Genomic DNA, 26,797 nt, shown 5'->3' with positions numbered 1-26,797 from the left:
TAGGCCTTGGTACATTTCCTTAGTTCAATCGCAGGTGTAGCTCTTGAACTGACGCCACTTTACTGCGGTCATCTGCTTTGTTAGCAGTACAGTTAGCGAATGCCGCGTTCAAGGTAGTCGTATAGTTGGTTTTATTTTGCAATGCACCACGACGTAACACCTTCGAATCTTCGATCGCTTGGCGACCTTCGGTGGTATTAACGATATAGCTGTATTCTTTATTCTTAATGTAATCAAGAATATGTGGACGACCTTCGTAAACTTTGTTTACGCGGCGAACGTTAATACCCGCTTCTTCAAGCGCTTTGGCTGTACCACCTGTTGCATCTAATTCAAAACCTAACTCAGTCATGATTTTAGCTAATTCAACAATACGTGGCTTATCGCTATTACGAACAGATAATAACGCGCGACCACCGCGTGGTAAAGTATTGCTTGCACCTAATTGTGCTTTTGCGAATGCTTCGGCGAAAGTATCACCAACACCCATTACTTCACCTGTTGAGCGCATTTCTGGGCCACGTATAGGGTCTACACCTTGGAACTTAGCAAATGGTAAAACCACTTCTTTAACGCTGTAATAAGGTGGGATAATTTCTTTAGTAATGCCTTGGCTTGCTAAAGATTGACCCGCCATACAACGTGCAGCTACTTTTGCAAGCGCAACGCCGGTAGCTTTAGATACAAATGGCACCGTACGTGCAGCACGAGGGTTAACTTCAATTAAATACACTTTGTCATCTTTTACTGCAAACTGTGTATTCATCAAGCCCACAACACCTAGTTCAAGTGCCATATCGGTTACTTGCTTGCGCATAACGTCTTGCACTTCTTGCGATAAAGAATGTGCTGGTAATGAACAGGCAGAGTCACCAGAGTGAACACCGGCTTGCTCAATGTGCTCCATAATACCGCCAATGATTACTTGCTCGCCGTCACAAATTGCATCAACGTCAACTTCTATAGCGTTATCTAGGAAATGGTCTAACAGAACAGGCGCTTCGTTTGAGGCTTGAACTGCTTCAGTCATGTAACGACGTAAATCGTCTTCGTCGTATACAATTTCCATTGCACGGCCACCTAATACGTATGATGGGCGAACAACCAGCGGGAAACCAATTTCAGCTGATTTTAAAATAGCTTCTTCAGTTGATGTAACCGTTGCGTTTTCCGGCTGCAGTAAATCTAAACGCTCAACAAGTTGCTGAAAACGCTCACGGTCTTCTGCACGGTCAATTGCATCTGGCGAAGTACCAATCACTGGCACACCATTCGCCTCAAGCTCACGCGCTAATTTAAGTGGCGTTTGCCCACCGTACTGAACAATAACACCCTTTGGTTTTTCAACACGTACAATTTCAAGTACGTCTTCAAGGGTAATTGGTTCAAAATAAAGTCGATCAGACGTATCGTAATCGGTAGAAACCGTTTCAGGGTTACAGTTAACCATGATGGTCTCGTAGCCGTCGTCACGAAGTGCAAGCGCTGCATGTACACAACAGTAATCAAATTCAATACCTTGGCCGATACGGTTAGGACCGCCACCAATAACCATGATTTTATCTTTGTCTGTTGGGTTTGCTTCACACTCTTCATCGTACGATGAATACATGTAAGCAGTGTCTGAGCTAAATTCTGCTGCACACGTATCTACACGTTTGTACACTGGCACAATGTTTAGTTGATGACGTTTTTTACGAATTTCGGCTTCAGATACACCTGCAATTTCAGCAATGCGTGGATCAGCAAACCCTTTACGTTTAAGCTTGCGTAAAAAATCTGCATTAAGACCAGCCATTCCGCCTTCAGCAATTTTTGCCTCATCTTTTAAAATGTCTTCAATTTGAACTAAGAACCAGCGGTTAACTTTAGTTAGCTCATAAACATCTTCAACGCTCATACCGTGGCGCATTGCATCGGCAATGTACCAAATACGCTCAGCACCTGGCTCACGTAATTCACGGATGATTTTTTCTTTCGCTTTCGGGTCGTCAAGGGCAACTATTGGGTTAAAACCTGTTGCGCCTACTTCAAGGCCACGTAATGCTTTATGTAATGACTCTTGCTGGTTACGACCAATTGCCATTACTTCGCCCACTGATTTCATTTGCGTGGTTAAACGGTCGTTAGCACCGGCAAATTTTTCAAAGTTAAAACGAGGTATTTTGGTAACAACGTAATCGATTGACGGTTCAAAAGACGCTGGTGTTTTTCCGCCCGTAATATCATTTTGAAGTTCGTCAAGCGTGTAACCTACAGCCAGTTTTGCTGCAATTTTAGCAATTGGGAAACCCGTTGCTTTAGAGGCTAGTGCAGATGAGCGAGATACACGTGGGTTCATTTCAATGATGACCATACGGCCGTCTTTTGGATTTATACCAAACTGTACGTTAGAACCACCGGTTTCAACACCTATTTCACGCAGTACTGCCATTGAGGCATTACGCATAATTTGGTATTCTTTGTCGGTTAATGTTTGTGCTGGCGCAACTGTGATTGAGTCGCCTGTATGCACGCCCATAGGGTCAAAGTTTTCAATAGTACACACAATGATACAGTTGTCTTTTTTGTCACGAACAACTTCTGTTTCGTACTCTTTCCAACCAATCAGTGATTCATCAATTAGTAATTCGTTAGTAGGCGATAAATCTAAACCGCGCTCACATATTTCTTCAAACTCTTCCATGTTGTAAGCAACACCGCCACCGGTGCCACCCATGGTGAAAGAAGGACGAATGATACACGGTAAGCCTATGCGGCTCATTGTATCTTTAGCTTCTTCCATTGAATGAGCAATTTCAGCGCGAGGACATTCAAGACCAATGTTTTTCATTGCAGTGTCAAAGCGTTCACGGTTTTCGGCTTTGTCTATTGCATCAGCCGTTGCACCAATTAGCTCAACGCCATGCTTAGCCAATACACCGTGCTTGTCTAAATCAAGTGCACAGTTTAATGCTGTTTGACCACCCATTGTGGGCAGGACTGCATCTGGCTTTTCTTTTTCGATGATTTTTTCTACTACTTCCCAATGAATTGGTTCGATGTATGTTGCATCCGCCATTTCTGGGTCGGTCATAATCGTTGCTGGGTTTGAGTTAACGAGTATAACTCTATAGCCTTCTTCTCTGAGTGCTTTACACGCTTGTGCACCAGAGTAGTCAAATTCACAAGCTTGACCAATAACAATTGGGCCTGCGCCTAAGATAAGAATGCTTTTTATATCGGTACGTTTTGGCATTATTACTCCAGTTAAATTAGTGTTTACGCGCTTGCATCAAATCGATGAAGTGATCAAATAATGGGGCTGCATCGTGCGGACCTGGACTTGCCTCAGGGTGACCCTGAAAACTAAATGCGGGCTTATCTGTACGATGAATACCTTGCAGCGTGCCGTCAAACAATGACTTGTGTGTTGCACGAAGCGTGCTTGGCAAGCTTGATTCTTGAGCAGCAAAACCATGATTTTGTGCTGTAATCATCACAACATCGCGGTCAAGATCTTTAACTGGGTGGTTACCACCATGGTGGCCAAATTTCATTTTTTCTGTTTTAGCACCCGACGCAAGCGCTAATAACTGATGACCCAAACAAATACCAAAAATGGGGGTGTCGGTTTCTAAAAATGATTTGATAGCATCAATAGCATAGGTACACGGCTCAGGATCGCCAGGGCCATTAGATAAGAAAATACCATCGGGGTTTAATGCAAGTACATCAGCAGCACTGGTTTGTGCAGGTACTACGGTAAGTTTACAACCACGGTCAACAAGCATACGTAATATATTACGCTTAACACCGAAGTCGTAGGCTACAACATGAAACTTTTCATCGGCGGTATCTAAGGTTTTAAATCCCTCGCCTAATGTCCAGCTTGATTCGCGCCACTCAAAATTTTCCTTGGTTGAGACAACTTTTGCTAAATCCATGCCTTTTAAGCCTGGGAAGGCTTGCGCAGCTTGAAGCGCTTTTTGTTCGTCTAGTTCGTCACCTGCAATAATACAGCCATTTTGAGCGCCTTTATCGCGCAAAATGCGTGTTAGCTTTCGGGTGTCGATGTCCGCAATACCTAAGATATTACGTTCTTTCAAGTAATCATCTAACGATTGCTCGTTACGAAAGTTACTTGCTAGCAGTGGCAAATCACGGATCACTAGGCCTTTAGCCCAAATTTGATTCGCTTCTTCGTCTTCGCTGTTGGTACCCGTATTACCGATATGTGGGTACGTCAAAGTTACGATTTGTTCCGCGTACGAAGGGTCAGTCAAAATTTCTTGATAACCAGTCATAGACGTATTGAATACCACTTCACCGACTGACATGCCGTCAGCGCCGATTGCAGTACCGCGAAACACTGTGCCGTCTTCTAGGACTAACAGAGCGGATTTAGTCAAGTTAAACCTCCTAACAGTAAAAAACGGGAGTAAGCAAATTGCCTAACACCCCGCCAATACCCAGAGGGATCGTAAAAACCAGATTTTGTATGAGATTAAATTGTTTTACGCAGTCTTAAATGAGGCCGATATAACCGCTAAATCTTCAACATTTTTTCTTGCCTAAAACTCTTATCATTCCCACTGAACCCCTGATTTTACTAGCCACTTGGGTATAATTGGAAACACGCATTTAGTAATTTTTGGCAAATTGGCTGTATACTACATGATGTTGTGTTTTAGGTCTAACATTATTTGGTAAATCATAATAAATAAGTGCTTTTAGCTAAAATCAGACCCAAACACCCAAAATAGATACTAAACTACTTTAAATCGAGCACATCTTGCATGTCATAAAGTCCTGGTGGTTTATTTTGCAACCAGCCTGCAGCTCTTACAGCACCTAGTGCAAAGGTCATTCTTGAACTTGCTTTGTGCGTTAATTCAAGCCTTTCCCCCATTGTGGCAAAGTATGCGGTATGTTCACCTACTATGTCGCCTCCTCTTAGGACTGAATAACCAATTTCGTTTTGAGATTTTTCAGTTTCAACTTGGCTTCGATCATACACAGCAACCTCTTCGTGGTTCCACCCTTTTGCATCTGCAATTGACTCACCAATTGCCAGTGCGGTGCCCGATGGCGCATCGATTTTATGACGGTGATGCGCTTCAAATATTTCAATATCTAAATCGTCACCAAACTTTGTGGCTGCCGTTTTAACTAAATTTAATAACACATTTACGCCAACACTGTAGTTACGAGCAAACACAATAGGTATATGTTTAGCAGCATTTTCTAATAATGCCATGTCATCGGTCGTTAAGCCTGTAGTTCCAATAACTAATGGAAGGGATTGTTCAACTGCATGCTTTAAGTGGTTACGCATACCCTCTGGCAGGGTAAAATCAATTAAAACATCAACACTTTCGAGTGTGTTTTCGTCGCTAAAACAGACGTTTTTATCGGCAGCACTATTTACTTGGTTTACATTAACTCCAATTAGCGATGACCCACTGCGAACATAGGCACCTGTTAGTTGTGTTTGCTCTTTTATAGTTGCGGCTTCCAATAAAGCTAAACCCATTCTGCCGTTAGCACCAAAAACACCTATTCGAATCATCACTATGCCTTAATCTATTTTTGTTTAAACCGTAAACCGATCGTTTTATGTATGTTGAGTGTATATATTGCTGAATTAACATCAATCACTGAAAGTAACTTACTTAGTAGATTTTATCTAAAAGTCATGTAATAGTCAGTCAAGCCTTTAATAAAATAATAATAACAATACCAGTTTACTTTAGCCATCTATACATTTAAACTTCTCTTTCGCGTCGATTTGGTCTTTGGCTTGCGGGCGCTGCATTGCTCTACTATTTGTTAGCTTTTAACAACCTAGTTAGACTTGCTAAATTCAGCTAAAAGAGGAATTTTTGGCTGTGGTAATTAATTGGTTTCGAGGATTATGATGCAGCCATCATTTAATAAAAATAAAGCAATACTTTCTTTACTACCCCTATTAACGTTTGTAGCCCTATTTTTAGGTTCAGGTTTATACCTGCAATCTCAAGGGGTTGATTATGCTTTTTATCAACTTCCAGCACCGGTGGCAATATTACCCGCCATCATGCTTGCCTTTATACTTAATAAAGGCTCTGTCAATCAGTGTGTCGAAACCTTTATAAAAGGGGCTGGGCATAACAACATTATTACTATGTGTTTAATTTACCTGCTTGCTGGTGCATTTTCTGCGGTAGCAAGTGCAACAGGTGGTGTTGACGCAGTTGTTAATGCCGGTTTATCACTAATACCGCCCGCTTTACTACTCCCTGGCTTATTTTTAATAGCCGCAGTTGTATCGACTGCCATGGGCACATCAATGGGTACTATTGGTGCTATTGGCCCAATTGCTTATGCGGTATCGATTAAAACAGGTATAGACCCTGCGCTTATGGCCGGTACTATTGTATCTGGTGCTATGTTTGGCGATAACTTGTCAATTATTTCAGATACCACAATTGCAGCTACGCGTACTCAAGGCTGTGAAATGAAAGATAAATTTAAAGAAAACCTCAAAATAGCGGTACCCGCTGCGGTTCTTACTATAGGTTTATTATTTTACCTTACTCCAGCAGCACAAGTGGTTGAGACACAAGATTACGACATTTGGTTAGTACTCCCTTATGCCTTTATTTTGGTTTTAGCTGTGGCAGGGTTAAATGTATTTGTTGTGTTATTTAGCGGCATTATATTTGCTGCATTAATGGGCTTTACCGGTAGCTACGAAGGTTCAAGCTTTGTAAAAGACATTTATCAAGGCTTTACCGACATGCAGGAGATATTTTTACTCTCTATGTTTATTGGTGGTCTTTCTGAGTTTATTCGCATCAATGGTGGACTTGATTTTATTGCTCAAAAAATTCAAGCCATTACCAAAGTTATTGCAAAATGGCACCGCAAAGTAGCTGACCAGCTTGGTATTGCAGCCCTTGTGATGACAAGTAACGTTTGTATTGCCAATAATACCGTTTCAATTATTGTGGCGGGACCTATTGCTAAAAAGTTAGCTGACGATGGCCAAATTAGTGGCAAACGCTCTGCAAGCCTACTTGATATTTTTGCCTGTGTAACTCAAGGGTCATTACCTTACGGAGCACAAGCACTATTACTTGGCGCTACGTTTAAAATTAGCCCATGGGAAGTCTCTACATCGTCTTATTACTGTTTCATTTTAGCATTTACCGCTATTGCAATAATTTGTTTACGTCGTAATAAAGCTTAAAAGTCTCCCCCTGTTGCAGCTTAAAAACAAGCTGCAACATATTACTCTACATATTAATCACGTTTGCTATAATGCGCGCCTTCGCGTGTCACTAAAATTATAGTTAAATACAGATTATGAAATTAAATAAATTACTTCCCTTTGTTTCCCTTACATCTATTGCGTTATCGTCTTCTGCTTTTGCCGCTAATTGGAGCAGCACAGCATTACACATTAACAATGGTGAGCAAAAAAACCCTTTTACTGAGCAAAAGTCTGATACGACTGTTTACTCTGTTCAGCATGCATCAGGTTACGATTACGGCGATAACTTCTTTTTTATCGATTACAGTAAAGACAATACAACTGACGGCTATCAAGACAGTGATTTTTACGGCGAGTGGTATTCAACCGTCAGCTTATCGGCGATCAGCGGTAAAAAAATTGACACTGGTGCGTTATTAGATGTTGGCCTTACCGGCGGAATTAACGTAGCTGGCGATGCTAAAGTAATGAAATATTTACCGGGCGTTAAGTTAAGCTGGGATGTACCTGGGTTTAACTTTTTTCAAACAATTGTAACAGCTTACATTGACGACAGTGAAGGTGTCGCTAAAGGCGGTGCCCCCATAGAAACAAATAGCTGGATGTTTGATGTAGCTTTTGAGTACCCTTTTACCGTTGGCTCACAAAAATTTAGCTTTAAAGGCCACGCCGAGTATATTGCTGAACGAGAAGATGAATTTGGTAACGATGTAGAAGCATGGATACTCGCGCAACCTATTTTAGTGTGGGACATGGGTCATGCCCTTAAAATGCAAGAAAACACACTATTACTAGGCATGGAGCTTCAATACTGGCACAACAAGCTAGGTACTGAAGTGACAGAAACCGTTCCGCAAATTCATGTAGAGTGGACATTTTAAGCAATCACACTGCGTTAAAATTGCATAAAAAGGAGCTCTATTAAGCGCTCCTTTTTCTATACTATAAAACTATTTAATTGTACTCCTTTCAATACTTAGCTAATGTCGTACTTCTTTTAAACCTAGCGCTTGTCCTTTAACGGAGTAACAAAATGTCGCCAATTAAAGTTATGGGTTTTGCAGCCTTATTAGCATTAACGAATAATACGTTTGCAAGTAATGAAGTAAATACAGAGTCTCTTTCTTACGATGCACTTTTAAGCAGTTATCAGTATGACTTTGAGGTTAATTACTTTAATATTGAATCACAAAAGCAGTCTCTTAAAATGGCGTATATTTACCTAAAGCCTGCCAAAGAAAATATGCCTATAGTAACGCTTATGCACGGTAAAAACTTTAATGCCGATTATTGGACGACTACAGCGCAGTACTTACAATCACTAGGCTTTGGCGTGTTAATCCCTGATCAAATTGGCTTTGGTAAATCATCTAAACCCACTGATTATCAGTACTCTTTTGCAGCACTTGCACACCATACGCAAGCATTAATGAGCTCACTAAACATACAAAGTTCGATAGTTCTTGGGCACTCTATGGGCGGTATGTTGGCAAGTCGCTTTGCATTAATGTATCCCAACACAACAACCAAGCTGATTTTGCTTAATCCAATAGGGCTTGAAAACTACTTGCACTATGTTGAATATAAAGATACCAACTTTTTCTATAAAAATGAGCTTAACAAAACACCCGAAGGTGTAAAAAAATATCAGCAAAAAATTATTATAATGGTAAGTGGAACGCCACATATTCAGCATTAACACACTTTATTACAGGGCAAATACAAGGACCCGATAAAGAGCAAATAGCGTGGGTTAACGCTAAAACGTACGATATGATTTTCACCCAACCGGTAATTACAGAATTTAAAGACCTTACTATGCCAGTTAAGTTGATTATTGGCACCCGCGATAGAACAGGACCTGGCCGTAATTGGAAGAAAGACGGTGTGACCTATGAGCTTGGCCGTTACGATGAGTTAGGCAAGAACGCCGCATCGCTTATTCCTAATGCTAAATTATATGAGCTTGATAATTTAGGGCACTTGCCGCAGATAGAAGATTTTGAGCGCTTTAAAACTGTATTTAAAGAAGCACTCGCCGCTGAATAACTGCATATAACCGATAAAATAAAACCCCTGAAAGTAACATACTTTCAGGGGTTTTATTTTATTAGCGCATCAACACTATAATCCACTACTTCATACAGTTATTAACTTAACTAAAGTGTACACTGTGGCCTTTTCCCTTGAGAGTTTGCACTATTTTGCTTACTTAATGCTTTTGTCATTTGCGACTGCAAATTTGCAATACGGCTCGTTGGTGCTGGGTGAGTAGACAAAAATTCCGGCGTTGCACCACTTCCCGCTTGGCTCATATTTTGCCAAAGCGTTACAGACTCTTTAGGATTAAACCCTGCTTGCGCCATAAGTTCTAAACCTATGGTGTCGGCCTCTGATTCATGTGAGCGGCTAAACGGTAAAACCACACCATATTGAGCGCCCAAGCCCAGCCCTTGCATAATTTCATTGCGGTATTGCACGTTACCCATTTCTAGCGCAACACTCCCCAATTGCATTCCCGTGCTTAACAATGAACTTTGTGACACACGTTCATTAGAGTGTTCTGCAATTACGTGCCCTACTTCATGCCCTAAAACGGTAGCTACTTGATCTTGATTAGTCGCTATTTTAAGCAACCCAGTGTGGACACCAATATAACCGCCAGGCAAAGCAAAGGCATTTGCTGAGTCATCTTCAAACACGACCACTTCCCAGTTTTGAGACGCATACTCATTAGGTAGAACGGCAATTACTTTATTAGCAATACAATTTACATATGTATTGGTTTTTGGATCTTTATTAATTGGCTGATTTTTTTTCATGTCAGCAAAACTCGCCGTACCCATTTCACTCATTTGCTGATCTGAATAAAGCGCTATTTGAGTACGCCCTGTTGGCGATGTTTTACACCCAGCTAAAACAGCCGTTGCTATTAGTGCCAATACCAATTTTTTCATTGTATTACCTTAAGTCATTTATACTGCAATTAGGATAGCAAACACAGTGCCAGTTTAAAATCATTGGTTTAAGTGAAGTGCTTTGCGATGAAGTAAGTAACCTACCAGCTAAACTAAGTTTATACATATACAATGCCCTGCTAAACTATAGCCCTTGTTTTAGTTACCTTGAGTTTATGTATGGGCGCCTCGTCTACGTCTTTTAATACCCGTATTTTATTGCCTTTATTAGCCAGTATTGTTGCTATTACCCCCCTTGCAATTGATATGTACTTACCCGCAATGTTAGTCATTGCGAATAATTTACAAACAAGTATGCCAAACGTACAAATATCGCTCAGCATTTATTTAGCGGGTTACTCGTTAGGCATGTTGTTTTTTGGCCCAATAGCGGATCAAATTGGCCGTCGAAAACTGGCTAAAATTGGTTTAACGTTATTTGGGTTAACCTCTACCGCGTTAGCATTTACAACAGAGATCCATACTTTTTGGGCACTAAGAGCAGTACAAGCCTTTACTGGCGCTGCAGCTACGGTGGTTGTGCCAGGGATAATAAGGCATATTTATCAGCAAAACACGGCAAAAGGCATGTCGTATGTATCGATGATCATGATGGTTGCACCATTAATAGCACCATCTGTGGGCTCATTTATTTTAGGATTTTCGGTTTGGTCTACCATATTTTTAGTATTAGCGGCTTATAGCTTTATAATCCTTGTGTCTGTGCAAATATATTTAATTGATATACCTATTCATACCAGCGAAAAGAAAGGCTTAGCACTGTTTTTTGACAGTTATAAAACTGTTTTGAGTAATACCGATGCACGCGCAGATATTTTAAGCTCAATGTTTGTCTCGTTTGGCTTTTTTTGCTTTTTAACCTCAGTGCCTTTTATTTATTTAGACTTATACAAAGTGTCGGAGCAAGTGTTTGGGGTACTATTTGCCTTTAACGTAATGGCATTGATGTTTGGTAACTTTTTAAATACACGCATTGTGCCCCGTATCGGTTCACGCAAAATGTTATATATTGGCTTGGTGTGCGGTTTTATATCAGGGCTATGCCTTTTAACTTTTAGTATTTTGCATTTATCGCTTTATTATATAGTCGCTGCAATCGCACCATTAATGATGAGTTTAGGCGTAACTGCCAGTAATGCCGATTCGTTAATACTCATGAAATTTGAAAAAAACACCGGCACAGCGACTGCCGTGATTGGTACGCTTAGGTTTGGCAGCGGTGCCTTGGTGGGTCCTATTCTTGCTGTTATGCATGCTCAAAGCTCGGTGCCATTTTCGAGCCTCATGTTTAGCGCAGTGCTACTGACTATATTAGTGCAGATAATTCATTATAAAAAAGACAAAAAAAATGCCTCTATTTGAGGCATTTTTTAAATTTTATAAAGAGCTAAATTAAGCATCAGCTGCTTTTGAAACCATTACCATAGCTGGGCGTAATAAACGTCCATTTAATGTGTAGCCTTTTTGCATTACTGCCAATACAGTATTAGGTGTTACATCGTTGCTTGGCTGAATTGACATTGCTTGATGGAACTCTGGGTTAAATTGCTCGCCTTGTGGGTTAACAATTTCAACGCCAAATTTAGCAACAGCATCGTTAAAGCTTTTAACCGTCATATCAATACCTTCAAGCAGCGGCTTTAACGTTTCGTTTTCTTTATCAGAAAACTCAATAGCGCGCTCAAGGTTATCAATTACAGGTAGTAATTCGTTTGCAAACTTTTCTAATGCAAATTTGTGTGCTTTTTCTACATCTTGTGCAGCACGACGTCGAATGTTATCAACGTCGGCAGCGGCACGTATAACACCGTCTTTTTGATCTGCAATAGTTTGCTTAGCAGCTTCTAGCTCTGCGTAAAGCATCGCAATTTCAGCTTCAGGGCTTTGCTCTTGATCTGCTTCGTGTTGCTCTGCAGCTTCTACCGCTGCTTCAACGTCAGCTTCCATTTGAGCTACTTCTTCGTTTAGTTCTACTTCTTGCTCAGGGTTTTGTGTCTGCTCAGACATAAAATACGTGCTCCAATTCTTTTCAACTGCGGTAATTATGGGGATTGAATAAAAAGATTCAAGAGTTTGATGTCTCAATTAATTTAAATTCTTGGATTATTTGTTCTATTTGCGCTGATTTTGGGCAAATGATACAAAAGCGGCTTTGGTATTCTTGATTTTGAAAGTACGGGACGCTGATGGTTATTAAATCATTACACTCACTAAACGGAAGCTTCTTACCGCTGATCACCGATACACCATTTTTAAATGCCAGCGCGTCTTCAACAAAGTTCAAAAACGACACCCCAATATTTAAACTCTTTTCACAATTTATTTTTTTATAGAGGTAGTTTTCACCTACAACGATACTGTTGTCTGAGCCTAATTTTTGACTTAGCTGTCGTGTCCACTGAGTGAGCGAGTCGTGACAGTTTTTAGGCGCGGTGTTTGCCATTGCTTGCATTCTGTACAAGCCTTCCATCAATGTTTGTTGGCTAAACACTGTATTTAACCATGTTGCAAATTGGTACCGAACCGTATCTGAGGCATCATGTGGCTTATCAATACAAATATTATGACTTTGCCCTGCTCGATCGATCAGTAAAATAAGCCAATCAGTAGAATCAAAATCAAGTACCTCGACTCTAAATACATGCTGTGAGCTCACTTGCGGTAAACCAACACAACAACACACTTGGTATTTTTGACTCAAGCCATGTGCTAATTCAACTAGCTGGGCTTGTTCTGGCTGCCAGTAGTTAGCAATATCTGATAACGGAAAAAACTCATCAAACCAATAATTAAACCCTTCATCTGTAGGGACACGTCCTGCAGAAGTATGAGGTGAATACAATAAACCCACTTTTTCAAGACGGGCCATTGCATTACGAACGGTTGCTGAACACACAGCCATGCTTTTTAGCTTAGCAATTTTTGTTGATGGAACGGGCAACCCCTCACCATTACAGTACATGTTCATTACAGCTGAGAATATTTGCTGATCGCGCGGGTTTAGTTTCATGTTATCTACATCTTGTTGCATGAAACTAATATCGGGGCATTTAATGTTATTTCAAGTCATACGTGCTTTTGTTAAGCAATATAAAACAAAAAAAATTAAACTAAATTGAATCAAACTCATTTAGTTAAAATCTGTATTTTCAAACACTTTGCTTTTGAGTTACTCTACAATTATTAAAACTTATTGTGTGCAGACTATGGATTCTCCTTTCAAAACTATTGGCCTTATTGGCAAACCAAATCATCCGAAAGCTGCTGCAACGCTGCAGCGCTTGCATACATTTTTACTGGCACTTGGTTTTGAAGTTATTGTTGAAAAGCGAACTGGTGGGCAATTAGTCGATGTGCCCAAAGAAAACCTTGTTAAACTAGTCGATTTGGGCGAACACGCTGACCTTGCAATCGTTGTGGGTGGTGATGGTAATATGTTGGGAGCAGCGCGTGTACTTGCTCGTTTCAACATTGCTGTAATTGGCGTTAACCGAGGAAACCTCGGCTTTTTAACCGACTTAGATCCTGAAGGCTTTGAAGCTAGCCTCGAACATGTTCTGAGTGGCCAGTTTATAGAAGAAAACCGCTTTTTATTGGAAGTAGAAGTCTATCGCCACAATGAATTGAAAAGTGCAAATTTAGCGGTAAACGAAGCTGTATTGCATGCCGATAAAGTGGCCCACATGATTGAGTTTGAGGCATTTATTAATAGCGACTTTGTATTCTCTCAGCGCTCTGATGGATTAATTGTATCTACACCAACGGGCTCAACTGCTTACTCGCTTTCTGGTGGCGGTCCAATATTAACGCCTGAATTAAATGCAATATCTTTAGTGCCTATGTTTCCACACACGCTATCAAGTCGACCTTTAGTTGTCGACGCCGATAACGAAGTAAGGCTAAAACTTAGCTTAGACAATACAGACAGTTTGCAAGTCAGTTGCGACAGCCACGTTGTGCTCGCCGTTTTACCCGGTGACGAAGTGGTAATAAAAAAAGCGGATAAAAAATTGCGGTTAATTCATCCAAAAAACTACTCTTACTACAACGTTTTACGTACAAAATTAAATTGGGGCAGCCGTTTATACTAATTTTATTGCTAAAGGTTTATCTTTAGCGCAAAATGCAGCTTATAACAACAATACACCAATTTTTAGGAACAAATAGCAATGACATATGTCGTATTTTTTGCTTTGCTACTGTTAATTACCCTTTTAGCAACCTACTTAAAAATAGAAAGCAATCGACGCAAAGCAATCGAAGCTCAAAAAAAACAATTTAATGAACGAGTGTCGCAAGTTGGCGGACGCCTAAAGTCAAAATTAAATGAATTAGTAGAGGTGAAAATTCTTCGTCCTAAATACGCACCGCGAATTCAAGCAATAGTGTCTAACTTTTTTGTCGTTCAAAAACACACGGACGAGAATTTACAAACCCTTGAAGATGTATCTGACCTATTAATCAATACACTATCTAACGAATTAACCAAAGCTAACCAAATTGGCAATGGCCAAAGTTTGGAGGAAAACATCCAGTACTTTGTGTCTGAACTTCCGCAGCAAGGTATTTCGTATAACAAAACGTTTTACTCAGAGGCATTACCAAACCTTATCGAATTAATAAAAACGAATGACACACCACAACCCCTTGATAATACAGAAAATGAATACACCCCAGAAAGTCAAGACTCGAACAACCAGCTCAATCAACTTGCTAATATGGCCTAAATAATCAAAAATTAATTTGCAAAAAAGCTAAACACTGTATAAATTACCAGTTAATTAACTGGATGGATAAACAGTATGTTAGTTGGTTTAGAAATTAAAAATTTTGCGATAGTTAGTAACTTAAGCACTGAGTGGCAAAATGGCATGACTGCCATTACCGGTGAAACAGGCGCTGGTAAATCTATTGCTATTGATGCACTTTCATTATGTCTTGGAGAGCGCGCTGAAGCCTCTGCGGTAAGACCTTCTGCAGACAAAGCCGAGGTATGCGCTCAATTTGATATAAGCGCACTCCCGCTAGCTCAAGCATTTTTGGAACAACACTTTCTAACTAGTACTGATAACGATTGCTTACTCAGACGTGTGGTATGCAAGAACGGCAGGAGCAAAAGTTATATTAACGGAAGCTCAGTGACTGCATCTCAGCTTAAAGAACTTGGTCAGTACTTAATCTCTATACATGGACAACACGCCCATCAACACCTTTTAAAAGCAGAACATCAATTACATCTTCTTGATGCATATGCTGGCCACCAAGCGCTGGTTACCAAAGTTAGTGAAAGTTATAAACAATTTGCTAGCCTTCAAAAAGAATTTAAACATTTAGAACAGCAACAACAGCAACAAGCAGCACAAAAGCAACTGCTAGAATACCAAGTGGCAGAGCTTGACGACTTTAACTTACAAGCAGGTGAGTTTGAACAAGTTGAGGCTGAGCATTACAAGTTAAGTAACAGCCAAACAATTTTAGAGTCATGTCAAAAAGAGCTCCAATACCTGTATGAAGGCGAAGAGCAAAGTGCGTGTTCTGTATTACAGCACAGTGCACAGCAATTTGCAGATTTAGCGCAATATGATGAAAGCTTAGCCAGTGTCGCTACAATGTTAGAAGAAGCGGCTGTTCAGGTTGAAGAAGCTAGCAGAGAAATCCGTAACTATACAGAACAGGTTGATTTAGACCCTGCGCGTTTAACTGAAATAGAAAACAGGTTAAGTGGCGCAATGGATTTAGCCCGCAAGCACCATATAAAACCGCAGGTATTAGTTGAATTTCATCAGTCAATTTCACAAGAGCTAGAGTCTATTAGTAATAATAGTTCGCGGTTGGAGCAACTTGACTCTGAAATAAACGATGCATTACTTAACTACAAGCAAGCAAGTGAAGCGCTAAGTATTAGTCGCAGAGGGTATGCTAACACCTTAAACACCTTAATAAGTGAAAGCATGGCAAATCTATCCATGGAAAATGGTGTATTTGAGATTTCACTTATTGAAGAGCCAGAACGAGCACCCAACATTTTGGGCCATGATAGTGTTTCGTTTTTAGTGTCGACCAACCCTGGACAGCCCCTTCAACCTCTAGCTAAGGTAGCATCTGGTGGTGAGCTTTCACGTATTAGCCTAGCTATTCAGGTGATTATTGCCCAAAAAGTAACAACACCAACATTAATATTTGATGAGGTAGACGTAGGCATTTCTGGGCCTACTGCCTCTGCAGTTGGCAAACTATTAAGGCAACTTGGTAAGTCGACTCAGGTGATTTGTGTAACCCATTTACCGCAGGTTGCAAGTAGTGCACATCAGCAATTTTTTGTAGCAAAAGAAATTGCTAAAGGTGAAACATTTACCAACATGTTGGCACTAACAAAAGACGGTAGGGTCGACGAAATAGCAAGATTACTTGGCGGTGACAATATAAGTAAAACAGCAAAAGCGAACGCAAAAGAGTTAATAAAAGCGCATGTTTAAATTAAAGCTAATTAACTGCATAACATGATTTCAATTTTAAATAAGGCGTTTTATGTTAAGTGATTCTGCTTTAACTTTTATGATTATAAGCTGGCTGCTAGTTTTAATTAGTATAGTGCTAACCCTATTTAGCCGCTATAAACACACACAATTTAAACAACACTTGATGGTTTTTTTAAATATTACCTTGCTTACTCAAATAACTTTAAGCATTTACAATTTAACTAGTAACCAAAATGATAACTTAAATAATTTCATTGTTAGTTGTACATGTGTTTTGCTGGCTCAAATACTGTGTAATGTATTTTGTTATATGAGTTTAAAAAGGCGAATTGCTAAGGTAAAGCCAACGCTTGATTCATTCTCAATGGAATAGCAATAAAGCTACTCGGAGCAAGTTCTGTTTTTACCTTGCTCTTTTGCTTTATAAAGCAATTCATCTGCGCGCTTGATATCGATATCTATAGAATCACTTTCACGGGATTGAACAACCCCCATACTTATCGTCAAGCTCAAGCTCTGAGAAGATGTATCAACCGGAAATTGTTTTAACGCAGCATGAATTTTATTTGCGATTTCTTCACCCTTTGCATTAAATACATGCGGAATGGCAATCAAAAATTCTTCCCCGCCCCAGCGAGATGCTACGGCATTATTTGGAATATGTTGGTTTAAAATATTTGCTAGGTGAATAAGGGCTTCATCACCAAAGCTATGCCCGTATTCATCGTTAACTTTTTTAAAGTTGTCTACATCGCACAAAATAAGTACAAACGGTGTTTGCTCTTTGGTGAGAGCTAATTTAAATTCTTTTAACTTATTCATGGTGTAGCGCCGGTTAGGTAAACCCGTTAGAGGATCAATCGTCGCTAACAATTCATTTTTTTTACTTAGTGCTAATATTTTTTGATTATATTTTTCCCTTGAGTTTTCATAAAAACCACTCAACATTGCAACAATAATAAATGAGAACAAAATTCGATAAGGGAACTGACTCGGTTGGTAGTCATAAAAGCTGAAAGTATGAGCGCAATAAAAGGCCAAAACTACAGCGAGTAAAAATAATAAAATATCAAAAATACCGCGTCTTAAACCTCTAATTGAAAACGTAACTGGCGAAACGATAAAAATCCAAATAGGGCCAGTTCCCTGCGCGCCTCCAGTTAAAACCAGGTAAATCATCAATGCATATAAGTTATAAAGTATTGCACTGGCTGATTTTTCTACCGATTTATAAATACTCAATGCCCACGCATAAATAAATGAGGAACACAGTAAGGTAAAAAATAAGAAATAATCGCTGTTGGTATAGGCTATGCAAGCCATCACTAAAGTAGCAATAAAGCCTATTGATGAAAAAAACCTAACTATCAGTTTTCTTTCTGGGTTGTTTGAATATTCATGCATAGCAAGCGCGATTTTTCTTTTATTATTGAATTAATTTTCAGCAAGGCTGCTACTAATTTTTCTTAGTAACATTCAATACTCTCCTTTTTCAGCAGTTAAATCAAGATTAAAGTATTACTCATGAAAAATTAATACTGGTACCTTTTAAGCGAATTATAACTTTATGAATTTTAAAACTACGCATTAGTATATTTTGTTCACACGACCAAATTATTATCGATAACTAAAATAGTTAAAGTTAAAAATAAGTGATACTTATACCAATTTGCTTAATTAAGTGATCTATTTAGAGGCTAGGGAAAAGTGTTGATACTTGGCAATAAATTCGCTATTTATCTGTTCTCAGCGCTTGTTCCTGCATAGCTCTACCTTCTGCATCCATGCAGTCGTAAATAAGATTTTTTAACGCAATTAGCAACACCTTTAGCCCCGCAAAATGATTAAGTATTATTGCGGATTGATATTAATTAGTTAAAGGCACAAAAAAGCAAGCCACATGGCTTGCTTTTGGATGATGGATTACTGGGCTAATTAAGTTAAACTTTTAAATAATCCATAATGCCTTCAGCTGCATTGCGGCCTTCAAAAATAGCAGTTACTACTAAATCCGTACCACGCACTATATCGCCTCCGGCAAATATTTTAGGGTTAGTTGTTTGATGTGTGAATTCGCCTTGCTCTGGTGCATTAATACCGCCCCAGTGATTTATTTCTACATCATACTTTTCTAACCAGTCCATTTTGTGTGGCTTAAAACCAAACGCCATGATCACTTGCGTTGCGTCAATTATATGCTCTGAACCGGCTACCTCTTCTGCGCGGCTACGACCATTCCCATCAGGCTCACCCAGTTTAGTTTTAACCATTTTTACGCCTGCAACATGGCCATTATCGTCTAGAACAATACCTTTCGGTTGGACATTATATGTAAATATAACCCCTTCCTCTTTGGCATTTTTAACTTCACGCTTAGAGCCCGGCATATTTTCTTCATCACGGCGGTACGCACACGTTACCTTTGCGGCACCCTGTCGTATAGAGGTTCTCACACAGTCCATGGCAGTATCGCCACCACCTAATACAACTACCTTCTGGTTTGCCATATCAATATAGGCTTGATTCGTTTCATCGTAGCCCATAACACGATTAGTATTACCGATTAAAAACGGCAACGCATCGTGAACACCCGGCGCATCTTCATTTTCAAGCCCTGCGCGCATGCTTTGATATGTACCCACGCCCAAAAATACTGCATCATAGTCAGCTAAAATATCATCCATAGTGATATCAACACCTACTTCAACATTCAGCTTAAACTCTACGCCCATTTCAGTGAAAATCTCACGGCGTTTTTGCATTACTTCTTTTTCAAGTTTGAAAGATGGAATACCAAATGTGAGTAGCCCACCAATTTCTGGGTGACGATCGAACACGACAGGTTTAACACCATTTCGAACTAAAATATCTGCACAACCTAAACCCGCTGGGCCTGCACCAATAATAGCCACTTTTTTATCCGTCCATGTCACGTAAGACATGTCTGGCTTCCAACCCATTTTAAACGCCGTATCGGTAATATATTTTTCAATATTACCTATCGTTACGGCACCAAACTCTTCATCAAGCGTACATGAGCCTTCACACAAACGGTCTTGCGGACAAACTCGCCCACACACTTCAGGTAAGCTATTTGTTCGATGAGAAAGCTCTGCGGCTTCTAATATACGCCCTGTGCGTATTAATTTTAGCCACTGTGGGATGTAGTTATGTACCGGACACTTCCATTCACAGTATGGGTTACCACAATCCAAGCAACGATCCGCTTGAGAGTTAACCTGATTTTCTGAAAAGGGTTCGTAAATTTCTACAAATGATTTTTTGCGTGACGAAATTGGTTTTTTGCGTGGGTCTACACGCTGCACGTCTATAAATTGATATACATTTTCGCTCATACTGCCCCCTTATTGCGCCTGAACACGTAGTTCGGCACTACTGCGAGCGCGGTGCCCGAGTAAACTTTTTACGTCACTTGATTTAGGTTTTACTAATTTAAACATAGGTAAGTAGAGCTCAAAATTAGCTAAGATACTTTCCGCTCGGCATGAGCCAGTTAGCTCTAAATGCTCAGCGATTAAGCCACGTAAATGCTCTTGATGTGACGTTAATGCTTCTAATGTCACAACTTCGACAAGCTCTGGGTTTATGCGTTTTTCAAAGTCGTTACGCTCATCTAACACATATGCAAAACCACCCGTCATCCCTGCCCCAAAGTTAACGCCAACATTACCAAGCACACACACTACACCACCGGTCATGTATTCACAGCCGTTATCTCCAACGCCTTCAACAACGGCTTGAACGCCTGAGTTGCGTACCGCGAAGCGCTCGCCTGCGCACCCTGCAGCAAACAATTTACCACCCGTTGCACCGTATAGACACGTGTTACCAATGATCGTTGCTTTATGACTTTCAAATGATGAGCCCACAGGTGGACGTACTATCAGCTTACCACCAGCCATGCCTTTACCAACGTAGTCATTAGCGTCACCAACGAGGGTTATTTCAAGGCCACCTGCATTCCAAACACCAAACGATTGACCCGCCGTTCCATGTAGCTCAATGGCAACAGGATCGGCGGCCATACCTTGGTTACCGTGTTTATCAGCAATATAGCCTGATAACATTGCGCCAACTGATCTGTCTGTATTACAAATTCGGCTTACTAATGAAATCCCACTTGAAGCATCTATCGCTTCTTGCGCCTTTCCTAATAGGCTCTCGTTCAGCTCACCTAGATAGTGTGAACTATTGGGTGCGCTACAAAACAGTGTTTCGCCTGTTGGATTATTTGGCTGTGCAATAACAGCAGATAAATCTATCTTTTTCTGTTTAGCTGTTTTGCCTTCAATTGCTTCAAGTAAGTCAAGACGACCAATTAAATCAGTTAAGTTTGCAACCCCTAAGCTTGCCATGATTTCACGCGCTTCTTGTGCAATAAACTTAAAGTAGTTCATCGCCATTTCAGGTAAGCCGTGGTAATGCTTTTGACGAAGTGTTTCGTCTTGCGTTGCAACACCGGTCGCGCAGTTATTTAAATGACAAATACGTAAGTATTTACACCCTAACGCCACCATTGGCCCTGTACCAAAACCAAAGCTTTCAGCACCCAAAATAGCGGCTTTAATAATATCTAAACCTGTTTTTAAACCACCATCAGTTTGTAAACGAATGCGATGGCGAAGACCATTTTCAACAAGAGCTTGCTGGGTTTCAGCTAGGCCTAATTCCCATGGGCTGCCTGCATATTTTACAGATGTAAGCGGGCTTGCGCCTGTGCCACCGTCATAGCCCGATATAGTAATTAAATCGGCATACGCTTTAGCTACACCCGTTGCGATAGTGCCAACACCAGGTTCCGAAACGAGTTTTACTGATACAAGTGCTTTTGGATTAACTTGTTTTAAATCAAAAATTAGCTGAGCTAAATCTTCAATTGAGTAAATATCGTGATGTGGTGGCGGTGATATTAACGTCACGCCAGGTACCGAATAGCGAAGTTTAGCAATGTAAGGTGTTACTTTTTCACCTGGAAGTTGTCCACCTTCACCAGGTTTTGCACCTTGCGCGACTTTTATTTGTATTACATCTGCGCTACGTAAATAATGCGGTGTAACACCAAATCGACCTGAAGCCACTTGCTTAATACGTGAATTTTTCTCTGTTCCGTAACGAAGTTTATCTTCACCACCTTCACCTGAATTTGAACAGCCACCTAAGCGATTCATTGCAATTGCTAGCGCTTCATGAGCCTCAGGCGATAACGCACCAATACTCATTGCAGCTGAATCAAAGCGTTTGTAAAGTGCTTCTGCAGGCTCTACATCATCAATGCTAATCCCATTTTCTGGTAATTTAAGTGCCAGCATGTCGCGCAAAGTTGAAATCGGGCGATTGTTAACAAGCTTTGCATACTCGTTGTAATCTTTATATTCACCAGAGCGAACTGCTACTTGCAGCGTTTGAATTACATCTGGGTTATAGGCATGGTATTCACCACCATGTACATATTTAAATAAACCGCCGTGACTAAGTAACTTACGCTTGCTTAGTGCTAGCTTATGTAGGCTTTGTTGGTCGTCATCAAAGTCTGTAAAACATGCACCTTTGATGCGGCTAGCCACACCTTTAAAACACATATCAACAACCGCATCAGATAAACCCACTGCCTCAAATAACATTGAGCAACGGTAAGAAGCGACTGTACTAATACCCATTTTAGACATTATTTTGTATAAACCTTTGTTTACCGCTTTACGATAAGCAAGGGTTACCTCGCAATAAGATTTATCAATGACTTTGCTGTCGCTCATCGCAACTAACGACTCATACGCTAGGTATGGGTAAATAGCGGTTGCCCCAAAACCAAGCAGCACAGCGAACTGATGCGGGTCTCTTACACTTCCTGTTTCAATTATGATGTTTGATTCACAACGTAAGTTGTTATCAACTAAACACTTTTGTACAGCACCTACGGCCATAGCAGCAGGGATAGGTAGGTTTACATCATCAAAATTACGGTCAGTTAAAATAAGCATGATTGAGCCGGCAGCTGCTTTTTCTTTTGCTTTATCGCAAATGCGTTTAACTGCGTTTTCTAAGCCTTCCTCAACAGTGTAAGTAATATCAATTTTACAATAGCTGTAGTGCGCTTCATCTGCGTTAAGTAGCTGCTGCATGTCTGCATACATCAAAATTGGAGTATCAAACTGTAAGCGCTTAGCGTGGCCTGTTGTTTCGTTAAACACATTTTGCTCGCTACCAATACACGTAGCCAAAGACATCACATGATTTTCGCGCAGGGGATCAATTGGCGGATTAGTGACTTGTGCAAATTTTTGACGAAAATAATCATAAAGTGAACGATGCCCTTCGCTCAATACTGCAAAAGGCGTGTCATCACCCATAGAACCGGTTGCTTCTTGCCCGTTTTCACCCATTACACGAATAACGCTATCCAACTCTTCGTTGGTGTAACCAAACATTTTTTGATATTTAGCTAACGTTTCGTCGTCAAATGAACGGTTGCCTGCATCTTGCTCTTTTAACTCTTCAAAAGGGGTTAAACGCTTAACATTTTCTTCAAGCCACGACTTATAAGGATGGCGAGACTTTAAATCTTGATCTATTTCATCTGAATGCCAAATTTTACCCAACTTGGTATCTATGACGAGTAATTCACCTGGACCAACCCGGCCTTTTTCAACCACTTCATCGGCTGTGTAATCCCAAATACCTACTTCAGAAGCCAGGGTAATAAAACCATCTTGTGTGATTACATAACGCGCAGGACGCAGACCATTTCGGTCTAAGTTACAGGCTGCAAAACGACCATCTGACATAACAATACCCGCTGGGCCATCCCAGGGTTCCATATGCATGGAGTTAAAATCATAAAAAGCACGTAAATCGTCGTCCATGGCACGGTTTTTTTGCCATGCCGGTGGCACAAGCATGCGCATTGCACGGAATAAATCCATGCCACCCGCTAAAAATAGCTCTAACATGTTATCGAGGCTTGACGAATCTGAGCCAGTTTCATTAACAAATGGCGCCGCGCTTTGTAAATCTGGAATAAGTGGCGACGAAAATTTGTACGAACGAGCACGAGCCCACTGACGATTACCTTCGATGGTGTTAATTTCACCATTATGCGCTAAATAGCGAAAAGGTTGAGCTAGTGGCCAACGAGGCTGTGTGTTTGTTGAAAAGCGCTGATGAAAAACACAGATTGCGCTGGTCATACGGATGTCAGCTAAGTCTAAATAAAAATTAGGCAAATCAGCAGGCATCATAAGGCCTTTATAGATAGTCACTAACCCGGATAAACTTGCAATATAAAATGATTCATCGTCTGCTAAACGTTTTTCAGCACGACGGCGCGCTACGTATAAGCGACGCTCTAAGTCTTTTGAACGCCAACCTTCGGGCGCGCTTACAAAAATTTGTTCAAAACCAGGTAGCTGTTGCACCGCAATTGGACCTAGCATTGATGGATCGGTAGGCACTTCGCGCCAACCTAGAATATTTAGCGTTTCTTTTTCTAATTCTTCGCTAAGAACTTGCTTTGCAGTTTGTGCTAAAACAGGATCTGAATTTAAAAAGATCATGCCAACTGCATAGTTTTTACCAAGGTGCCAATTATGCTCACTTGCAATAGCACGGAAAAAACTATCTGGCTTTTGCAAAAGTAAACCACAGCCATCGCCTGTTTTACCATCAGCAGATATACCGCCGCGGTGTTGCATACGATCCAACCCTGTAATAGCAGTACGAATAAGCCGGTGACTAGCCTGACCATTAACTTGGGCAATTAAGCCAAAGCCACAATTTTCTTTCTCTAATTTCGAGTCGTATAACATAGACCCCTCCCCTTGCTGCACTGTTAGCGTTAATGAACTGCTCGACGATTTGCTAACAGCCGGTCAAAACTAGCCTCTATATTAAATAGAGTCAACAGTAATTTGAATACATATTCACATTCTTGAATATTTCTCACTTCATAGCAAGATTTCTTTTTTATCATTTTTATTAACATTTAGCGGTGTTTTCACCGTTATTTTTTCATGACACTGGTGTCAAGTTTAACATTTTGTAAAAATAGCCATAAATAAAAACACAGTTTACGTAAACGTAAACCTCAGCATTAGTGAATAAATATTCAAGTAAAGGGTTTTAATAAAGTGCTCGGATTATGCAAATAATATTATCCCCTTTCATTAACGTATTATAAAAGGGGTAAATAAAGGCAGAATTATGTTCTTTATTACTCATTCAGCTTAATAATTATCATTTAATGACTAAATACCTTGATTAATTATTCGCAAACAGAAGAAAACTTTATCAGGCAAGACTTGAATCTCATCCTTCTATTTAATCGCCTGAGAAGCTTACCTTTAAACACGCTTACATTTTTGATTTCACTGAAGCGCCTACGTTATTGGTTACCAAGTACCCGTAACAAATTACTTACTCTTTATATATTGCTTTTAAGGTGTCCGCAGCGGACACATAAAGTGTCCGCGGACGTATCATTTTAAAAAATAAATTATCAAGCTATTTAATATCAATAACTTAACTTTTGGCATGCTAATCGTATAGTGTAATTTAGTCATTATTATTTGGAAGAATTATGTTCACTTTAAGCTTGTTTTTACTCTCGCCTATGGCCGCTATTTTTGCAGCATCACTTTATGTCATGTTTGAAAAAAATATAAATTCATTTAGCTAAGGTTCAATAATGATTAAAGACACCAGTGCTCAAGACATACAAGTTAATAAACCTGCAAACTATAAAAAACGTCTTCTTTTAATTATCGCTGCGTTATTACTTATTATTTCTGCTGTTTATGGCGTTATGTCAGGCTCTGATGCAACCAGCTCATTTAGTAGAGAAAGGGTGCAAATAGCAAAAGTAGAAATTAAAACGCTTGTCCGTGACGTAGCCGCAAGTGGAAAAATCGTTGCCGCCAACGCGCCAAGTATTTACAGCCCAGAGCGAGGCTTTGTTAGCTTGCACGTTAAAGCCGGCGATACCGTTACCAAAGGCGACGAGCTCGCTTTACTTCATAGCCCTGAACTTACTAATGAATTAAAACAACAACAATCTGTTCTGCAACGATTAGAAGGTGAACTTAAGAGGCAACACTTACAATCAAGAAGAGATACTTTAACTCTTACAAAAACACTCGATATGGCCAGTGTAGAATTAAACGCAGCACAAAGAGAAAATCGCCGCGCAAAGCTATCAATTAAAAAGCATTTAATTAGTCAAATAGACCTTGAAAAAGCAATAGATGACTTATCACGAGCACAACTTACTTATAAACACGCACAACAAGAAGTAGCGCTTGCTAAAGATACACTCGCATTTGAATTGCAAGCCGCTAAAAGTGATGTAGAACGCCAGCAGCTTATTGTTGATGATTTACATAGAAAAGTAAGTGAGCTGTCAATTAGAGCAACAGTTACAGGTATTGTTGGTAATTTGCTTGTGCAACAAAAAGCAGCGGTTACACAAAGTCAGCCTTTAATGACACTGGTTGATTTAAGTCATTTTGAAGCGCAATTACAGGTGCCAGAAAGTTATGCAAACGAACTAGGGTTAGGGATGGACGTAGAGCTTAAATTAGGAAACGAAACAATAATGGGCGTGCTATCAGCTATATCGCCTGAAGTTAATAATCGTGAAGTAACCACACGGGTTCGTTTTGCAGGCAACAGCAATAATATTCGTCAAAATCAACGTTTGACTGCTCGCATTTTGCTCGACAATCGCCAAAATGTGCTGCAAGTGCAGCGAGGAGCCTTTATGCAACAAGGTGGCATTGTTGCTTATAAAATAGACGACAACGTTGCAAGGCGTGTACCTATAACCGTAGGTGCCACCAGCATTAATGCTGTAGAGGTTTTAACCGGCTTAAATGAAAATGACGAAATAATAATTTCTAGCTACAACCAATTTAATCAAGCAGATACGCTTTTACTAAATTAAAAACGCTCCCAACCAGCGCCAAGTTAAGGAAAAAATCATGTTACAAATGAAAAATATAAGTAAAGTATACCAAACTGAAATGGTTCAAACTCACGCATTGAGGGACTTTAACTTAAATGTAAATGAAGGTGAATTTATAGCTGTCACA

Annotated in this window: 16 protein-coding genes and 2 pseudogenes; 9 read left to right on the top strand and 9 right to left on the bottom strand. The window is 40.1% G+C overall.

Translation table 11 applies throughout. The features are described from left to right. Nucleotides 1-19 precede the first annotated feature (19 nt). From carB to dapB, 3 genes are all read right to left on the bottom strand, one after another. Nucleotides 20-3,238 carry a carbamoyl-phosphate synthase large subunit gene (carB, locus tag ATS71_RS07915; RefSeq protein WP_058404329.1) on the bottom strand — a complete coding sequence of 1,073 codons (3,219 nt, stop codon included), beginning with the start codon at nt 3,236-3,238 and terminating at the stop codon, nt 20-22. 16 nt (nt 3,239-3,254) lie between these two features. Continuing rightward, nucleotides 3,255-4,391, bottom strand: coding sequence for a glutamine-hydrolyzing carbamoyl-phosphate synthase small subunit (carA, locus tag ATS71_RS07910; protein ID WP_006792431.1), 1,137 nt, complete (start codon nt 4,389-4,391; stop codon nt 3,255-3,257). 362 nt (nt 4,392-4,753) lie between these two features. Continuing rightward, complete coding sequence (gene dapB, locus ATS71_RS07905) at nt 4,754-5,551, bottom strand: 4-hydroxy-tetrahydrodipicolinate reductase (RefSeq protein WP_058404328.1); 798 nt, start codon at nt 5,549-5,551, stop codon at nt 4,754-4,756. Nucleotides 5,552-5,899: 348 nt separating this feature from the next. On the opposite strand from dapB, the gene ATS71_RS07900 reads away from it, so the two are divergent. From ATS71_RS07900 to ATS71_RS07890, 3 genes and pseudogenes are all read left to right on the top strand, one after another. Continuing rightward, complete coding sequence (locus tag ATS71_RS07900; protein WP_058404327.1) at nt 5,900-7,213, top strand: Na+/H+ antiporter NhaC family protein; 1,314 nt, start codon at nt 5,900-5,902, stop codon at nt 7,211-7,213. Nucleotides 7,214-7,329: 116 nt separating this feature from the next. Beyond that, entirely contained in the window at nt 7,330-8,118 is a 789-nt protein-coding gene (locus ATS71_RS07895) for a hypothetical protein (RefSeq protein ID WP_058404326.1), read from the top strand. 152 nt (nt 8,119-8,270) lie between these two features. Next, nucleotides 8,271-9,286: pseudogene (locus tag ATS71_RS07890) on the top strand (alpha/beta fold hydrolase). A 110-nt stretch (nt 9,287-9,396) separates the two neighbouring features. Here ATS71_RS07890 and ATS71_RS07885 read toward each other — a convergent pair. After that, a complete protein-coding gene (locus ATS71_RS07885; RefSeq protein ID WP_058404325.1) occupies nt 9,397-10,194 on the bottom strand; it encodes a M48 family metallopeptidase in 798 nt (265 codons plus the stop codon). A 180-nt stretch (nt 10,195-10,374) separates the two neighbouring features. Between ATS71_RS07885 and ATS71_RS07880 the strand changes: the two genes are divergently transcribed. Then, nucleotides 10,375-11,577, top strand: a complete 1,203-nt coding sequence (locus tag ATS71_RS07880; protein ID WP_058404324.1) for a multidrug effflux MFS transporter — start codon at nt 10,375-10,377, stop codon at nt 11,575-11,577. A gap of 30 nt (nt 11,578-11,607) precedes the next feature. On the opposite strand, the gene grpE is transcribed toward ATS71_RS07880, so the two are convergent. Together grpE and ATS71_RS07870 are read right to left on the bottom strand one after the other, a co-directional pair. Continuing rightward, a complete protein-coding gene (grpE, locus tag ATS71_RS07875) occupies nt 11,608-12,222 on the bottom strand; it encodes a nucleotide exchange factor GrpE (protein WP_058404323.1) in 615 nt (204 codons plus the stop codon). A gap of 58 nt (nt 12,223-12,280) precedes the next feature. After that, nucleotides 12,281-13,246 carry an HrcA family transcriptional regulator gene (locus ATS71_RS07870; protein ID WP_058404322.1) on the bottom strand — a complete coding sequence of 322 codons (966 nt, stop codon included), beginning with the start codon at nt 13,244-13,246 and terminating at the stop codon, nt 12,281-12,283. Nucleotides 13,247-13,421: 175 nt separating this feature from the next. Between ATS71_RS07870 and nadK the strand changes: the two genes are divergently transcribed. The 3 genes from nadK to recN all read left to right on the top strand — a co-directional run bounded on the left by nadK (nt 13,422) and on the right by recN (nt 16,691). Continuing rightward, nucleotides 13,422-14,306 (top strand): NAD(+) kinase, encoded by an 885-nt coding sequence (nadK, locus tag ATS71_RS07865; RefSeq protein ID WP_058404321.1) that lies wholly within the window; start codon nt 13,422-13,424, stop codon nt 14,304-14,306. A 78-nt stretch (nt 14,307-14,384) separates the two neighbouring features. Continuing rightward, the gene (locus ATS71_RS07860) at nt 14,385-14,942 is read left to right on the top strand and encodes a hypothetical protein (RefSeq protein ID WP_058404320.1); all 558 of its coding nucleotides are present in this window, start codon (nt 14,385-14,387) and stop codon (nt 14,940-14,942) included. A gap of 75 nt (nt 14,943-15,017) precedes the next feature. Further along, complete coding sequence (gene recN, locus ATS71_RS07855) at nt 15,018-16,691, top strand: DNA repair protein RecN (protein WP_058404319.1); 1,674 nt, start codon at nt 15,018-15,020, stop codon at nt 16,689-16,691. Between the two features lie 384 nt (nt 16,692-17,075). Here recN and ATS71_RS07845 read toward each other — a convergent pair whose 3' ends face one another. The 3 genes from ATS71_RS07845 to gltB form a co-directional block, all read right to left on the bottom strand. Then, nucleotides 17,076-18,098, bottom strand: a complete 1,023-nt coding sequence (locus tag ATS71_RS07845; protein WP_235591442.1) for a GGDEF domain-containing protein — start codon at nt 18,096-18,098, stop codon at nt 17,076-17,078. A 536-nt stretch (nt 18,099-18,634) separates the two neighbouring features. Next, complete coding sequence (locus ATS71_RS07840; RefSeq protein WP_058404317.1) at nt 18,635-20,050, bottom strand: FAD-dependent oxidoreductase; 1,416 nt, start codon at nt 20,048-20,050, stop codon at nt 18,635-18,637. A gap of 9 nt (nt 20,051-20,059) precedes the next feature. Continuing rightward, nucleotides 20,060-24,517: a glutamate synthase large subunit gene (gene gltB, locus ATS71_RS07835; RefSeq protein WP_058404316.1), complete on the bottom strand. Its 4,458-nt coding sequence runs from the start codon at nt 24,515-24,517 to the stop codon at nt 20,060-20,062. An 878-nt stretch (nt 24,518-25,395) separates the two neighbouring features. Here gltB and ATS71_RS07830 point away from each other — a divergent pair. Beyond that, on the top strand, nt 25,396-26,649 hold the full coding sequence (locus ATS71_RS07830; RefSeq protein WP_058404315.1) for an efflux RND transporter periplasmic adaptor subunit: 1,254 nt from the start codon (nt 25,396-25,398) through the stop codon (nt 26,647-26,649). Nucleotides 26,650-26,686: 37 nt separating this feature from the next. Then, nucleotides 26,687-26,797 (top strand): annotated as a pseudogene (locus tag ATS71_RS18940) (ABC transporter ATP-binding protein); the annotation flags it as partial.

The organism is Pseudoalteromonas sp. H71 (assembly GCF_001468485.1).
Classification (GTDB): domain Bacteria; phylum Pseudomonadota; class Gammaproteobacteria; order Enterobacterales; family Alteromonadaceae; genus Pseudoalteromonas.
Note: the sequence above shows the minus strand (reverse complement) of the source record. Positions and strands in the feature narration are given on the sequence as shown.